A 14,234-nucleotide genomic window follows, 5' to 3' on the forward strand; every position below is an offset into this window, starting at 1 on the left:
GTGGCGCGGTATCGCGACCCGCTACGACAAATACGCCCTGACCTACCTCGGTGGTGTCCTGCTGGCCTGCGCCGTCATCCACGCCCGCGTCGGAGCCAACCAATTGAGAGACACGCCCTAGTCAGCCATGATGCGATGCAGGAACGCCGTCACATCGGCGAAGTCCTGATCGCCGAGCGTGTTGTGGTCAGCGGTCGGATAGACGTGGTATTCCACGGGCTGTCCGGCCGTTGTCATCTGTGCGGCCAATGACAACGACGTTACGATCGGCGCGAGTGTGTCGACGGCGCCATGGCCAAGGAAGATCGGGCGGTCGTAACCGGAGAACGGCACCTGCATGTACTCGCGCAGGACCGTCTCGAAGTTCGGCACGCTCGACAGCGGAGCCGAGAAGAACTGGCGCAGATCGACATTGCCCAGCGCCGTTCCCAGATTGTCGACACAGAGATCTCGCGCCTTCGCCATCCACTCCTGCCCCAACGGGGTCAGCACATTGTCGATGCCGAGCTCGGGATGCTCATGTGCCAGCCCGTTCAGCACGTACAGCGGGAACGTCGCCAACCCAGATGGCAAGGCGAAAGGCGGCGAGTCCGGGCCCAGCGCGGGGAGCACGGTTTCCAGATTCGCGGGTGGCGCTGTCGCGACCGCACCTCGAAAGTCCAATCCCGTACCGCGAGTCAGCTCGGTCGCGTAGCGCGCCGTTGCCAATGACACCTGCCCGCCCTGCGAGTGACCGTAGACCGCCCACTTGCCGGTGAGCGGGAAGTCGGCGCGCTTGGCGGCGATGACGGCATCGGTCACACTCGTCGCGGCGACTTGCGTTCCCAGAAAGTCGTGCACGCCAGGCGTTCCGAGGCCCGCGTAGTCGGATGCGACCAGCGCATACCCTTGGCGCAGCCACTTGCTGCGATCCTGGATCAACTGATCCAGATCCTCGACGGTGGACGGCGCGCAGCCGTCACCGATCCCGGTGGTGCCGTGCGCGTACGCCAACAGCGGATATCCGCCCGGTGGCGGCGGCGCATCCGGCAGATAGATGGCCGCCGAACTGACCGCAGGACGACCGTTGCCGTCGACGGTCGAATACAACACGCGGAACTGCTTGCCCGCATTCGGAATTCGGACGTGCGGATCCAGATCTGCCCGTGCGATGATCTGCCCGCGAGCCGGAATCGGTCCGTTGTAGTGCGCGGCGTCGATGCCCGAGTCGAAGACCGGTCCCGTCAGCGCCGTCAGTGGCCGTGCGTTCGCGGTGACCGAAACCGATTGTGCGGCAAACACAACTGTGAGTGCCGCCACGACCAATGCCCGTGCGCTTTTCATCTGTCGCCCCCATGATTGCGCCCCCGACGGCCAGATTCCTCAGCCGCAGGAATAACCTTGCCTCAGCGGTAATGCACTCGCAACCCGGCCGCGCCAGCGTCACACTCGGGGCGGAGCACCAGGTGGTCGTCGTAATCGCCACCGTTCTGGCTGCGAAAGGGAATGGGCCGCTCATCGGGTAACGACGCCAGACGCTTCGCGAGTTCTGCTGCGACAGTGTCGTATTCGGTCGTCGACAGGCCCAGGGCACTGTTCACCACGAACGGTCGCAGCGCATCCATTCCGGTGTACCAGATCGTGCCGTGCAGCAGCGGAAACAGCAGATCGTCGACGTCGCCGTGAATCCCACGCGGACCGGTGGTCGCCGCCTTCGCGCCGATCGTCGTGATCACCAGCGCTCGCCGCCCGACCAGACCGCCGTCACCGTAGCGACGTGCTCGACCGGTGGCCGGATCGATCACGGTCTGCGCGAACCCCTGCACGAACAACCGGTCGAACCAGCCCTTGAGAATTGCCGGCGGACCGAACCACCAGAGCGGAAACTGAAACACCACCGTGTCGGCCCACAAGAGCTTGTCCTGCTCGCTGCGGATATCCGGGCTGAGGGTGCCGGTGTGCAACGCCTGCTCGGATTCGGTCAACACGTCGAGCCGCTGAGCAGGGTCATGACCGAAATCGTCATGGTCGACAACGGGATTCCACTTCATGGCATAGAGATCAGATTCCAGGACCTCGTGTCCCTGCTCACGCAGCGTGCGTATGCCGTGGTCGCGCAGGCTGCCGTTCAACGATCGAGGATCGGGATGGGCCAACACCCACAGCACTCGCACGTCTGTCCTTTCGTCGCACCGTCTTCGGTGCAACGAGGCCCACCTGCTGAGCATTCCGTGCTCGGCCGTGATCGAGGCTTTCGGCTCAGTCGATCCCCGGGACGAACCGGATCTCGCGGACGACCCCGTCGTCGAGGACGGTAAGCGCGTGCTGATACGCCGCACTGTCGTGTGCCGCGACAGCCGCCTCCATCGACGCGAACTCGATGATGACCACTTTCCCCGGACCACCGTGCTCGTAGTGGTGCTCGGAATCGCCGCGGGTGAGGATCGTCCCACCGGCCTCGCGCAGCGCCGGACCCGCCAGCTCGGCGTACGCCGCCATCTTCTGCTCGTCGCGGATCTCGTGGTAGTAACTCACCCAATACACGCTCATGCGCCTCATCCTGCACCACCCCGTCTAAGGTCATCTCGATGACCTGGTAGACCGGCAACGCGACGTACGACACGGTGCTCACCATCGGCTTCGTCTGCGCCGCTTTCACGATCGTCAGCGGTGACCGCGCAGGCGAGATCACGCCGTTGGTCCTCGGCTTCATCTGGACGATGCACTATCTGAACCGCGGCTGGTTCTTTCCGCTGTCGTTACGCGTGGTGCCCGGCAAGAAGAGCACCTTCAGCGTTGCCGTGTTGGCTGCGGCATGTTCGTCACCGCCATGCACGGATACTTGAACGCGACGTGGTTCACCACGTACGGAACACATTTGACGCGATCCTGGCTCACCGACCCACGGTTCGTCGTCGGCCTGGTGATCTATCTGGCGGGCTTCTCCCTCACCGTGTCGTCGGAACACATCGTGCGCAACCTCCGACCCAAGAACAACGCAGCTTCGTCGGAGTACACCGTCCCGCACGGCGGCGGATTCCGCTATCTGGTGCCGCGAGCCATCGCAACGCATCGGTGGTACCGCGACAAATTCGTCGACTACCCCGCCAACCGAAAGGCCCTCATTCCCGGGATCCTGTGATCCCGGAAACACTCTCGCCCGGAACGCTTTTCGGGTCGTATTTCAACATCGTTTCCCACCACCGGTCCGGAAATTCGACGCCTCGGGCCATCGACAGCGTGAGCCCGATGGCCATGAACACACCGAGCAGCCCAAGCCACAGGGCGTAGCCGGCCAGCACGCTCCATACGAGAGTCACCACGATCCGACCCGGGTCCATGAACACGAGTGCCGGCGCTGTCACCAGTGCGATCGGAATGAACCAAAACGATCCCGCCTGATCGAGTCGAAGTATCAAACGCACCAACCGACTTGGCCTCTGTGAATTGCTCATGCCGTCAACGCTAGGCACGCGATGTCGTGGTGGCGATTACCTCGGGGTAAGTAACCGAGTACGCGGGGCTAACGCGCCCGCTCGATCTCCCACGTGAGTCGAACCCGCGTACCGCTGTCGGCTTTGTCGAACACCACGTCCGAGGCGAGCGCCTTCATCAACGGCAGGCCACGACCCCGCAAGTGCAGGGGGTCGGCCGCCGGGATGCGCCAGTGCCCGCGATCGGTCACCGTGACGACGATGCGACCCGAGTCGGTGTCGTGCATGACGTCGAGTTCGACCAGCGGAAGATCCTCGGTGATGCCGTAGGCATGCTCGACGACGTTCGCGAGGGCCTCGTTGGCCGCTAAAGCTATGTCACTCAAGCGCTCTCGACTCAAGTCGAAGTTGGTCGACAGCCAGAACGTCAATGCCTTACGAAGTACCGCCGCCCCGGTCGGGGTCGCCTCCGTCGACCAACTTCCGGAGCTCGCCACATCGGCGGTTCCGGAGGTCGAGTTGTCGGCGACTTCGCTCATCGGCGCAATCGGTGTCCCGTCAGGCTGCCGACATCGCAGCAAGCGCCGCGTCGACGGTGGAATACATCGTGAGTTCCTTGTCCAGACCCACCATCTTCATGGGTCGACCGATGGCAGGCCCGTCCGCGACAACGCCGAACGGAACGCTCTCCTTTGCCTGTTCGTTTGCAGCGACCAATACCGTCATGCCTGCCGAAGCAAGGAACTCGACACCCGTGAGATCGACGATGATTGCGGCGGGCTTGTTCGCGAGCGCATTGAGGATCGATTCGCTCAGCTGCGGCGCGGACACCATGTCGAGCGATCCGAATACCGAAAGAACGACAATTCGGCCGTTCCATGCAACGGCGATCTCGAAACCTTGGGAACCGAAAGGGGTTGCGCCTCCACTGACAGCGTCAGAATCCGACATCGTTCCCGAAACCTCCATGCGCGTTCCATCGCCGACACGTTGGTACGACGGTTCGACCACGCTGCGCCAGCATCCTGCTCCGGCTGTTGGCTCAACCGTCGTCGCAACCTTACGAGATTCCGTTCCGATGCACCACCGATGCACGATCGATGCACGACGGCGCTTGGCTACGCCGGCCTGACGATCACTCGGGCGCTTGGTCTGCACTGTCTATCTGCTCGGTTTCGGCCCGGTCGTCGACGTTTCCGGGCTTCCCTTCGTCCTTGCGCTCCTCGGTGACGCGCTCCTCGATATCATCGAGCGTCTTCGCCAACGCGTCGTCTCGCTCCGCGCCTGCCGTTGCCGAGCGCTGCACATCGTTCTCTTGCTCCGCCATGCCGATCCTCCTTCGCGGTTTCCTCGTCAGGTACCCACCGCGACAAACCGTCAATCGCAACCCGAGACCGCCGGAGCCGCGCGTGTCAGACACTTATTTTCGAAACCGCCCTGGCGGGTCGGTATCGGTGAAATCTCCCGATTCGTCGCACCGACAGTGAGCCGAACGAAGAGGCACCCGAAACAGGTGCGATCCGGACCGATCGGGAGGCCCGAATCGGAGGGGCAGCATGGTGTCCGACTCGCCGGATTCGCACTTCGCGTCGATGCGAATTAAGAGGATTCCGAGGGCTAGTTTTGCGAGAAATTCTGCTATGTTGCGAAAAAGTTGCCAGCATAAGCCCAGATCGTTGCGGGTTTTGCCTGCTGGGGCTGGGCGAAAGGGCCGCTCCCTGGCACACTGAAAATGTGGTCATTGCAATTATCGTTGGAGCGTGGGTGGTGATATCCGTCCCACTGGCGGTGGTCTTTGCCCGCATCTGCTCCAACGGCCACAGGTCCGAAGTGCGTCCGATCAGCGATCCCGAAGCCGCTCACGGCGTCGAAATACGGCACTGAATCCACGCCTCATTCACCACACCAGTCACACCCGGACGACGCCGTCCTGTTCGCGAGCTTTGCCCAACCAGCCGATTCTGAACATCGAAGTTCAACCTTCTTGTTAGTTACGCTGTCGAAAGCTACGTCTCGCTCGGCCGATTTTCGTTTGTTAGGATTCCGTCGTTTCGAGTCGCGGTTCGCGGCTGAAGGAAGAATGGGGCGCTTAGGTGAAACGCACTGGTTCGCTCGGATTGGCAGCTGTTGCTGTCGCGACTGCGTCGGTGCTGGTGTTCAGCAGCCCCGCTTCCGCTGATCCGAACGCGATCAATCCGTTCCCCGTTCTCAACGGCACCAACGGCCTGCCGATCCTGCACGGCAACACTCGCGCGGTCTTCCAGGCCACCGGCATGGCCAGCCCGAACAACACTCAGAACTACAACGTGCTCGGCACCGACCTCGGCATCATGTGGGACAGCGGACGTGGCGACATGCTGACCGCATACGGCGATTCGGCTGGGCTCGGCTTTCCGAACCTGTTGGCAGGCAGCATCTACGCGTGGCGGAGCAACATCCTGCTTCGCTCGAACGGTCAGGATCCGTCGCACGGCATCCACTACGACAGCGTCGTCAAGGACATCTTCGGGCAGGCCAAGGATCTGATCCCCAGCCCCAAGATTCCGTTCATCGAGATCAGCCGCATACCCACGGCAGGCGTTTCCGTGGACGGCGTCCAGTACATGAGCCTGATGTCGGTGAAGAACTGGGGCCAGCCCGGTCAATGGGAGACCAACTTCTCCGGACTCGCGGTGTCCGGTGACAACGGCGAGAACTGGGCCGAAGCACCCGAGACACGCAGGCCGTCCGATGGCGGCAACAAGAACTTCCAGATGAACGCGTTCCTCAAGGACGGCGGCTTCGTCTACGAGTACGGCACCACGCCGGGCCGTGGCGGCAACGCCTTCGTCTCCCGGGTGAAGGAACACGACATCCGCAACATGGCCGAGTACGAGTACTGGAACGGCAAGGATTGGAAGAAGGGCGACGTCAACGCCGCGACGCCGATCGCAAGCGGTGTCGGCGAACTGTCCGTGCAGTACAACCAGTTCCTCGGTCAGTACGTGATGCTCACGACGGACCCGTTCAACTCCGTCGTCATGCGTAAGGCACCGTCGCCCACCGGTCCGTGGAGTCCGCCCCAGGTGCTGATCGACACACGCGAGCTGCCGACCGCGTACGCACCGTCGATCTACCCGTACCAAACCGGATCCGACCTCTACTTCCTCACCACGGTGCATTCGCAGTACAACGTGGTGTTGATGAAGACGAGCTTGGGCTGACCATGGAAAGACGATCAGGGCTCACCGGTGCAGCAGCGGTGACCCTGGCCGCTCTGACGTTCTTCGCCTCGCCTGCCGACGCCGTCCCCGGCGGTGTCAATCCCATTCCGTACATCAACGGCACCGACGGACAACTCCCGCACCTCACGGGACGCACCCAGGCGGTCTCCTTCTTCACCGGACCGTCCAGCCCCAACAACACCGTGGGCCGCTTCAACGTTCTCGGCACCGATCTCGGCGTGATGTGGGACAACGGTCACGGTCAGGTGCTGACCGCATTCGGTGACACCGTCGGCCTCGGTCTCGACACCTTCAGCGCCAACGGCATCGTCGGCGATTGGCGCAGCAACGTTCTGTTCCGTAGCTCCGACCACGTTCTGAGCGACGGCATGGGGATCGACAGCGCCCCGCTCGACAACCCGATCCACGCGAAGGAACTGGTACGCAGCCTCAAGATTCCCGGGGTCGAAACCAGCGTGATCCCCACTGCCGGAGTCGAAGTCGGCGGAATCCAGTACATGAATTTCATGTCCGTGCGAAGTTGGGGCCCGCCGGGAGAGTGGGACACCAATTTCTCCGGCCTGGCATCGTCCCCCGACAACGGCGAGAACTGGTTCATCGAACCGCCACGACGCACCAATCTTCCTGGTAGCGGCGACCACAATTTCCAGATGGCCGCGTATGTCAAAGAAGGCGGCTACGTCTACCAATTCGGTACGCCGTCAGGACGATTCGGCGACGCCCGACTCGCCCGCGTCCCGGAGGCAGCGATCCGCGACCTCGGCGCCTACGAGTACTGGACCGGCAAGGACTGGAAGAAGGGCGACGTCAACGCCGCCGTTCCGGTGCTGCCCGCACCGGTCAGCGAATTGTCGGTGCAGTACAACGACTACCTCGGTCAGTACATCGCGCTGTACGCGGATCAGGCCAACAACATCGTCATGCGCAAATCGGCCAGCCTGACCGGACCGTGGGGTCCGCCCGAATCCATCCTGGGCGGCAACGAGATTCCGCAGCTGTACGGCGCGTACATCCACCCGTGGTCCACCGGCTCCGACCTCTACTTCCTGGTGACCACGTACCGTAGTTACAACGTCATGCTCATGCACACCCGCCTGTAACTGCCGAAGGATCGGAGCCTCGTGGACGCCGCCGAATGGAATGCGCGCTACGCCGCTACCGACTTGGTATGGGGTGCCGCACCGAACACCGTTGTGGTGGAGCAAGTTACCTCCCTGCATCGCGGCCGCGCTCTCGATCTGGCGTGCGGCGAGGGCCGAAACGCGATCTGGCTCGCGACGCGAGGCTGGGATGTCACGGCCGTCGACTATTCGCAGGTGGCGATCGACAAGGCGCGCACGGTTGCGACGCGGTCGCCGCGATCGGTACGCGAACGGATCGACTGGGTGCGCGCGGACGTCACCACGCACACATCGGAACCCGGCTACGACCTCGTTCTGCTGGTGTACCTGCATCTCCCTGCGCCCCAACGCCGAACGGTCCTCTACAACGCGATAGCGGCGCTGAACGACGCCGGCGTTCTGTTGGTGCTCGGCCACGATTCGTCCAACATCGCCGACGGTGTCGGCGGCCCGCAGGATCCCGGCGTTCTGTTCACACCGGAGGACGTCGTGCACGACATCGCGGACACCCTCGAGGTGTTGGTCGCGGAGAAACGGCTGCGGCCGACGGAGGCAGGCGACGCCATCGATGCTCTGGTCGTGGCGACCAAGGTTCCTTCTGCCGTTGATGTCACCGAACTAACTGTCGCTCCACCTGCGCAGCCACGGATCGACAACTGAGGCAATCTCTTTCGCGCTCTTCTTCATGGCGTGCGTCTCGCCCGGCAGGGCATGAACCAGAGTGGCATCGGCGGCGTCGGGCATTCCGAACGGATCACGATCGCCGTTAAGAACCACCACTTCGGTTCCGGCGGAACGCAATTCGGCGACCCGAGTCATCTCCGGCTTGCCGGGTGGGTGCAGCGGGAAGGCGAGTGCGATGATCCCCGTCGGCTGCAGTTCGGGTGCGGTGCGACAGGCGACGCGGGCACCGTTGCTGCGGCCGCCCTGGATCAGCGGCACACCCTTGAATCGCTTACGAAGATCGGTGACGATCTCCACCCACGCCGCATCCTGCTTGACCGCCGATCCCGGCGCCCGACCACCTGCGACCCGATACGGCTGCAGCACCCGAGCGACGGCGCCACCGAGTTCGACGGCGACTCGGCGCACCACCAGCAGGTCGGGCGCCTCGACTCCCCCGGCCGCTCCGTGCGTGAGAACGAGGAGGAACCGAGGACTCGTACGGCCGTCCAGGGCGACATGGGCGTCCCCCGCGGCAGTAGGCACGACGATGTTCCTCTTCCGCACCACTCCGGGTTCGATTTCTCGCGACGCTCGGGGTTCCATGGATCGACCGTAACCCGTTCACCGCTGCCGTTTCCGACAAACATGACGGAATCCTCATGATTTTCGATGAAACAGGCCGCGAAAGTTGTTGTTCGGCAGGCTGTTTCACACTTTCGCAGCAAATGTGCTTCGTATCACAATTGACCGACGGACTCTTGGCGGTTATGGCTACCCGGTAGTAATATGGCGGTTAAGTTACTCACCAGTAGCACTGTCGAGTAGCACTGCAGTTGAGCGACACCGCATGGGCGGGACCGGACACCCCCGGACCGCACCACCTCAATGGAGAGCGAAGAGACACGATGGGCCATTACAAGAGCAACGTCCGCGACCTGGAATTCAACCTTTTCGAGTCCCTGGGCCTCGACGACGTCTTGAAGACCGGCGCGTACGGCGACCTGGACTCCGACACCGTCCGCGAGATGCTGAGCGAAGTTCGCCGCCTCGCCGAGGGGCCGCTGGCCGACTCGTTCGCCGACGCCGACCGCAATCCGCCGACGTTCGATCCCGAAACCCACGCCGTGACTCTTCCGGCAGCGTTCAAGAAGTCCTACAAGGCGCTCGAAGACGGCGGCTGGTCCAAGGTCGGCGTCCGTGAGGAGCTCGGCGGTCTCGGCGCACCCAGTCCCGTCACCTGGGCGCTGTCCGAAATGATCCTGGGCGCCAACCCCGCCGCGCAGATGTACGCCGCGGGCGGCGGCTTCTCCCAGGTTTTCTACAACAACGGCACCGAAGAGCAGAAGAAGTGGGCTGCCGCGATCTCCGAGCGCAACTGGGGCGCCACCATGGTGCTGACCGAGCCGGACGCCGGTTCGGACGTCGGCGCAGGCCGCACCAAGGCGATCAAGCAGGACGACGGCACCTGGCACATCGAAGGTGTCAAGCGCTTCATCACCTCGGGCGACTCCGATGACCTGTTCGAGAACATCATGCACCTGGTGCTGGCACGCCCCGAGGGTGCAGGCCCGGGCACCAAGGGCCTGTCTCTCTTCTACGTGCCGAAGTATCACTTCGACTTCGACACCGAGACGCTCGGCGAGCGCAACGGCGTCTTCGTCACGGGTGTCGAGCACAAGATGGGCTTGAAGGTTTCGGCCACCTGTGAGGTCACCTTCGGTGGCCACGGCGTTCCCGCCAAGGGCTGGCTGGTCGGCGAGGTCCACAACGGCATCGCGCAGATGTTCGACGTCATCGAGAACGCTCGCATGATGGTCGGCACCAAGGCCATCGCCACCCTGTCGACCGGTTACCTCAATGCACTGGACTACGCCAAGGAGCGCGTCCAGGGTGCCGACCTGACCCAGATGACCGACAAGGCCGCTCCTCGCGTCACCATCACGCACCACCCGGACGTGCGTCGCAGCCTGATGATGCAGAAGGCGTACGCCGAGGGCCTGCGTGCGGTCTACCTCTACACCGCCGCACACCAGAACGACGACATCGCCAAGCATGTCTCCGGCGCGGACAAGGACGTCGCGTTCCGCGTCAACGATCTGCTGCTCCCGATCGTCAAGGGCGTCGGCTCCGAGCGCGCCTACCAGTACCTGACCGATTCGCTGCAGACCTTCGGTGGCTCCGGCTTCCTGCAGGACTACCCGATCGAGCAGTACATCCGCGACGCGAAGATCGACTCGCTGTACGAGGGCACCACCGCGATCCAGGCGCAGGACTTCTTCTTCCGCAAGATCGCCCGCGACCGTGGCGTCGCGCTGGCGCACGTTGCAGGCGAGGTGCAGAAGTTCATCGACAGCGACGCAGGCAACGGTCGGCTGAAGGCGGAGCGCGCGCTGCTCGCTACCGCTCTCGAAGACGTGCAGGCGATGGCGGCAACGCTGACCGCTCACCTCATGGGTGCCCAGCAGACCCCGACCGAGCTGTACAAGGTCGGCCTCGGTTCGGTCCGCTTCCTGCTCGCGGTCGGCGACCTGGTGATCGGCTGGCAGCTGCTTCGCCACTCCGCGATCGCCGTCGCAGCCTTGGACAACGGAGCGGATTCGGGCAAAGACAAGTCGTTCTACGAGGGCAAGGTCGCGGTTGCGTCCTTCTTCGCGAAGAACGTGCTGCCCGAGCTCACGTCGACTCGCGCCATCCTGTCGAACATCGAGAACGACATCATGGAGCTCGACGAAGCTGCGTTCTGATACCAACTGCAGCCCTCGAGACGACACCCCCGAACCACACAGGTTCGGGGGTGTCGTCGTTCACACCCTGTTTCGGAGCCGATCCCGTCGGGTAATCGCTCGGTACGACGTAAGCAAGGGAAGGACGTTATGACGGACATCCACACGTACACGGTTCCCGGTCTGAAGGCGGACGAAGGCAAGAAGGTCGCCGAGGCGCTGCAGGATCGGCTGAACGCACTCAACGACCTTCATCTGACGCTCAAGCACATCCACTGGAACGTGGTCGGGCCCAATTTCATCGCTGTGCACGAGATGCTCGATCCGCAGGTGGACACCGTTCGCGGTTTCGCCGACGACGTCGCCGAGCGGATCGCGACGCTCGGGGCGGTCGCAACAGGTACGCCGGGCGCGTTGGTGAAGAACCGCACCTGGAACGAATACTCGATCGGCCGTGCCGACACCATCGAGCACCTCGGTGCGCTGGATCTGGTCTACGCGGGCGTGATCGAAGGCCACCGTGCGGCAATCACGGCGACAGGCAAGATCGACCCGGTCACGGAGGATCTGCTGATCGGGCAGAGCGGGAAACTCGAACTGTTCCACTGGTTCGTGCGCGCGCATCTGGAGAATTCGGGCGGCGAGCTGTCGACCCGCGGCGCGAAAACCGAAAAGACGGCTGCCAAGAAGGCCAGCTGAGAAACGAGACAAACGTGAGGGGCCGGGCACTGCTGCCCGGCCCCTTTCCCCTATCCTTCGACAATTGCGCGTGATCCGCGTCACTTAAGTCGAAGGAGGGGTTCGATGACGACACCCGTCAAGAGCGTGCCTACAGGTTTGCGCCGAGTCGTCGCCGCATCGATGGCGGGCACGGTGGTGGAGTGGTACGAATTCTTTCTCTACGGCACCGCTGCCACGTTGGTGTTCAGCAAGGTCTTCTTCGCCAACACCGGTGACGACCTCGACGCCATTCTCGCGGCGTTCATCACCTACGCCGTCGGTTTCGCCGCCCGCCCGATCGGCGGCATAGTCTTCGGCCATTTCGGCGACAAGTACGGTCGCAAGCAGTTGCTGCAGTTCAGCCTGTTGTTGGTCGGCGGTTCGACGGTACTGATGGGCTGCCTGCCCACGTACGGCCAAGTCGGTTATTGGGCGCCAACGCTTTTGGTGATCCTGCGGTTCATCCAAGGATTTGCCGTCGGCGGCGAGTGGGGCGGCGCGGTATTGCTCGTCGCGGAACACAGCCCCGATCGAGACCGTGGTTTCTGGGCCAGCTGGCCGCAAGCCGCGGTGCCGGTCGGCAACATTCTCGCGACGGTGATCCTGCTGACGATGGTCGAGACGCTTTCCGACGACGCGTTCCTCAGCTGGGGATGGCGGGTCGGTTTCTGGGCATCGGCAGTGATCGTGCTCGTCGGGTACTACATCCGCACCAAGGTCACCGATGCACCGATCTTCGTTGCGGCACAGGAGGAAACAGCGCGTATCAAGGCGGCGTCGTACGGTGTCGTCGAGGTGCTCAAGCGCTATCCGCGCGGAGTCTTCACCGCCATGGGCCTCCGATTCGCCGAGAACCTCATGTACTACCTGGTGGTCACGTTCTCCATCACCTATCTGAAGGTGGAGGTGAAGGCCGACACCAGCACTATCCTCTGGTACATGCTGGCCGCACACGCCGCGCACTTCATCGCAATTCCGTTGGTGGGCAGGCTGTCCGACAACATCGGCAGGCGGCCGGTGTACTTCGTCGGCGCAGTGCTCGCGGGCACCTGGGGCTTCTTCGCGTTCCCGATGATGAACTCCGGGCACTACTTCGTGATCATGAGCGCGATCATCATCGGTCTCCTGATCCACGCTCTCATGTACTCGCCACAGCCCGCGTTGATGGCGGAAATGTTCCCGACCCGGATGCGGTATTCCGGTGTGTCCCTTGGCTATCAGGTGACGTCGATCGTGGCCGGTTCACTCGCGCCGATCATCGGAACTCGGTTGCTGCAGCACTACCATTCGTCGGTACCGATCGCGATCTATCTGCTGCTGGGAGCGCTGATCACCCTCGTCGCCGTCTACTTCACCCGTGAGACCAAAGGGATCTCGCTGCAGTCCATCGACGACGAGGATGTTCGGCGACTCGCGACCGAGACTCAGGCACCGGCGGCCAGGAGTTCGTCGAGCTTGTCGTAGCCCTCGCGCACACCGTGTTCCATGCCGGCTTCGATGATCCCGTCGCGGGACTCGACGCTCGGGAACACCGAGCGTTCACGTAGCAGAGTCCGGCCGTTTCCGAGATCCTCGAACGTCACCGTCCCGAATCCGACATCCGGCACGCCGAGGTACTCGAACGTCTGGGTCACACCGGTTTCCACCGATGGATCGCCGTGGAAGACGCCGCGGAACGAGAACTCCGTGCCCGCCGGGTTGCGGTGGATGTAGGCGTACTTGCCGCCGTGGCGCGGCTCGAACTCGGTGATGATCATCTCGTAGCCCTTGGGGCCGACCCAACGGCCGTAGAGGTCGCGGTCGGTGTGCGCCCGCAGCAGCTGTTCCGGCGTCGCAGCGAATTCGCGGGTGATCTCGATGTTCTGGGTGCCGGAGACCGCAGTGATCTGCAGGGTGTCGGTGGTTGTCATGACTGCTCCTTCGAAAGTGTTGTGGTGGTGTTCATTTCGCCGAGGAGCTCGTCCAGCCTGGAGTAGCTCTCGTCCCAGTAAGCTCGATAGTCGGCCAGCCAGTCGGTGGCGTCCTTCAACGGTTCGGCTTCGAGATGACTCAGGCGCATGGTGCCCTGTCGATTGCGTGAGATCAGGCCCGCCTGCTCGAGCACCTTGAGATGCTTCGAGATCGCAGGTTGCGACATCGAGAACTGTGCGGTGAGCGCGCCGACGTTGCTGTCCTCCCGCTTCAGCCGAGCCAGGATGGCGCGGCGGGTGCGGTCGGCCAAAGCGCTGAACACGAGATCGAGCTGATCGTCGGTCATTTGATAACCATTCCGTTATGTAACTTACTGGTTATAGATAACCATACGGTGATGGAGTCGTCAAGAGAGTTCGCAAACTCCTTCCCCGGACGCGAGTCAGGGGTCCGCTC

The 14,234-nt window shown here is 63.1% G+C and carries 17 protein-coding genes and 2 pseudogenes; 9 read left to right on the forward strand and 10 right to left on the reverse strand.

Annotated features, from left to right (window positions below; genetic code table 11):
• Positions 1–121: pseudogene (locus tag FOY51_RS25010) on the forward strand (IS5 family transposase); the annotation flags it as partial.
• Here FOY51_RS25010 and FOY51_RS25015 read toward each other — a convergent pair.
• The 3 genes from FOY51_RS25015 to FOY51_RS25025 form a co-directional block, all read right to left on the reverse strand.
• The gene (locus tag FOY51_RS25015; RefSeq protein ID WP_149432992.1) at positions 118–1,323 is read right to left on the reverse strand and encodes a lipase family protein; all 1,206 of its coding nucleotides are present in this window, start codon (positions 1,321–1,323) and stop codon (positions 118–120) included. The pseudogene FOY51_RS25010 and the gene FOY51_RS25015 overlap by 4 nt on opposite strands.
• A gap of 62 nt (positions 1,324–1,385) precedes the next feature.
• Entirely contained in the window at positions 1,386–2,153 is a 768-nt protein-coding gene (locus tag FOY51_RS25020) for an NAD(P)H-dependent oxidoreductase (protein ID WP_149432993.1), read from the reverse strand.
• A gap of 85 nt (positions 2,154–2,238) precedes the next feature.
• Positions 2,239–2,529: a DUF1330 domain-containing protein gene (locus FOY51_RS25025; protein WP_149432994.1), complete on the reverse strand. Its 291-nt coding sequence runs from the start codon at positions 2,527–2,529 to the stop codon at positions 2,239–2,241.
• A 74-nt stretch (positions 2,530–2,603) separates the two neighbouring features.
• Between FOY51_RS25025 and FOY51_RS25030 the strand changes: the two are divergent.
• Positions 2,604–3,121: pseudogene (locus FOY51_RS25030) on the forward strand (hypothetical protein).
• On the opposite strand, the gene FOY51_RS25035 reads toward FOY51_RS25030, so the two are convergent.
• The 4 genes from FOY51_RS25035 to FOY51_RS25050 form a co-directional block, all read right to left on the reverse strand.
• Complete coding sequence (locus FOY51_RS25035) at positions 3,102–3,434, reverse strand: hypothetical protein (protein WP_149432995.1); 333 nt, start codon at positions 3,432–3,434, stop codon at positions 3,102–3,104. The pseudogene FOY51_RS25030 and the gene FOY51_RS25035 overlap by 20 nt on opposite strands.
• Before the next feature lie 68 nt (positions 3,435–3,502).
• Positions 3,503–3,952, reverse strand: a complete 450-nt coding sequence (locus FOY51_RS25040; protein WP_149432996.1) for an ATP-binding protein — start codon at positions 3,950–3,952, stop codon at positions 3,503–3,505.
• A 19-nt stretch (positions 3,953–3,971) separates the two neighbouring features.
• Positions 3,972–4,364 carry an STAS domain-containing protein gene (locus FOY51_RS25045; RefSeq protein ID WP_149432997.1) on the reverse strand — a complete coding sequence of 131 codons (393 nt, stop codon included), beginning with the start codon at positions 4,362–4,364 and terminating at the stop codon, positions 3,972–3,974.
• Between the two features lie 184 nt (positions 4,365–4,548).
• Complete coding sequence (locus FOY51_RS25050) at positions 4,549–4,740, reverse strand: hypothetical protein (protein WP_149432998.1); 192 nt, start codon at positions 4,738–4,740, stop codon at positions 4,549–4,551.
• Positions 4,741–5,147: 407 nt separating this feature from the next.
• Here FOY51_RS25050 and FOY51_RS27335 point away from each other — a divergent pair, with 407 nt between their 5' ends.
• The 4 genes from FOY51_RS27335 (at position 5,148) to FOY51_RS25065 (ending at position 8,418) form a co-directional block, all read left to right on the forward strand.
• Positions 5,148–5,297 (forward strand): hypothetical protein, encoded by a 150-nt coding sequence (locus FOY51_RS27335; protein ID WP_187776466.1) that lies wholly within the window; start codon positions 5,148–5,150, stop codon positions 5,295–5,297.
• A 209-nt stretch (positions 5,298–5,506) separates the two neighbouring features.
• A complete protein-coding gene (locus FOY51_RS25055; protein WP_149432999.1) occupies positions 5,507–6,616 on the forward strand; it encodes a glycoside hydrolase family 183 protein in 1,110 nt (369 codons plus the stop codon).
• Between the two features lie 2 nt (positions 6,617–6,618).
• Positions 6,619–7,737 (forward strand): glycoside hydrolase family 183 protein, encoded by a 1,119-nt coding sequence (locus FOY51_RS25060; RefSeq protein WP_149433000.1) that lies wholly within the window; start codon positions 6,619–6,621, stop codon positions 7,735–7,737.
• Positions 7,738–7,758: 21 nt separating this feature from the next.
• Positions 7,759–8,418: a class I SAM-dependent methyltransferase gene (locus FOY51_RS25065; RefSeq protein ID WP_149433001.1), complete on the forward strand. Its 660-nt coding sequence runs from the start codon at positions 7,759–7,761 to the stop codon at positions 8,416–8,418.
• On the opposite strand, the gene FOY51_RS25070 is transcribed toward FOY51_RS25065, so the two are convergent.
• Positions 8,377–9,027, reverse strand: a complete 651-nt coding sequence (locus FOY51_RS25070) for an alpha/beta hydrolase family protein (RefSeq protein WP_235916745.1) — start codon at positions 9,025–9,027, stop codon at positions 8,377–8,379. The genes FOY51_RS25065 and FOY51_RS25070 overlap by 42 nt on opposite strands.
• Before the next feature lie 302 nt (positions 9,028–9,329).
• Between FOY51_RS25070 and FOY51_RS25075 the strand changes: the two genes are divergently transcribed.
• The 3 genes from FOY51_RS25075 (at position 9,330) to FOY51_RS25085 (ending at position 13,331) form a co-directional block, all read left to right on the forward strand.
• Complete coding sequence (locus FOY51_RS25075) at positions 9,330–11,168, forward strand: acyl-CoA dehydrogenase (RefSeq protein WP_149433040.1); 1,839 nt, start codon at positions 9,330–9,332, stop codon at positions 11,166–11,168.
• A gap of 138 nt (positions 11,169–11,306) precedes the next feature.
• Positions 11,307–11,846 carry a Dps family protein gene (locus FOY51_RS25080; protein ID WP_214633153.1) on the forward strand — a complete coding sequence of 180 codons (540 nt, stop codon included), beginning with the start codon at positions 11,307–11,309 and terminating at the stop codon, positions 11,844–11,846.
• Between the two features lie 105 nt (positions 11,847–11,951).
• Positions 11,952–13,331 (forward strand): MFS transporter, encoded by a 1,380-nt coding sequence (locus FOY51_RS25085; protein ID WP_149433003.1) that lies wholly within the window; start codon positions 11,952–11,954, stop codon positions 13,329–13,331.
• On the opposite strand, the gene FOY51_RS25090 is transcribed toward FOY51_RS25085, so the two are convergent.
• Positions 13,292–13,777 carry an SRPBCC domain-containing protein gene (locus FOY51_RS25090; RefSeq protein ID WP_149433004.1) on the reverse strand — a complete coding sequence of 162 codons (486 nt, stop codon included), beginning with the start codon at positions 13,775–13,777 and terminating at the stop codon, positions 13,292–13,294. The genes FOY51_RS25085 and FOY51_RS25090 overlap by 40 nt on opposite strands.
• Positions 13,774–14,124, reverse strand: coding sequence for an ArsR/SmtB family transcription factor (locus tag FOY51_RS25095; RefSeq protein WP_149433005.1), 351 nt, complete (start codon positions 14,122–14,124; stop codon positions 13,774–13,776). Before FOY51_RS25095 ends, FOY51_RS25090 begins: the two co-directional genes overlap by 4 nt.
• Positions 14,125–14,234 lie beyond the last annotated feature (110 nt).

This window comes from Antrihabitans cavernicola (assembly GCF_008297975.1).
Taxonomy (GTDB): domain Bacteria; phylum Actinomycetota; class Actinomycetes; order Mycobacteriales; family Mycobacteriaceae; genus Antrihabitans; species Antrihabitans cavernicola.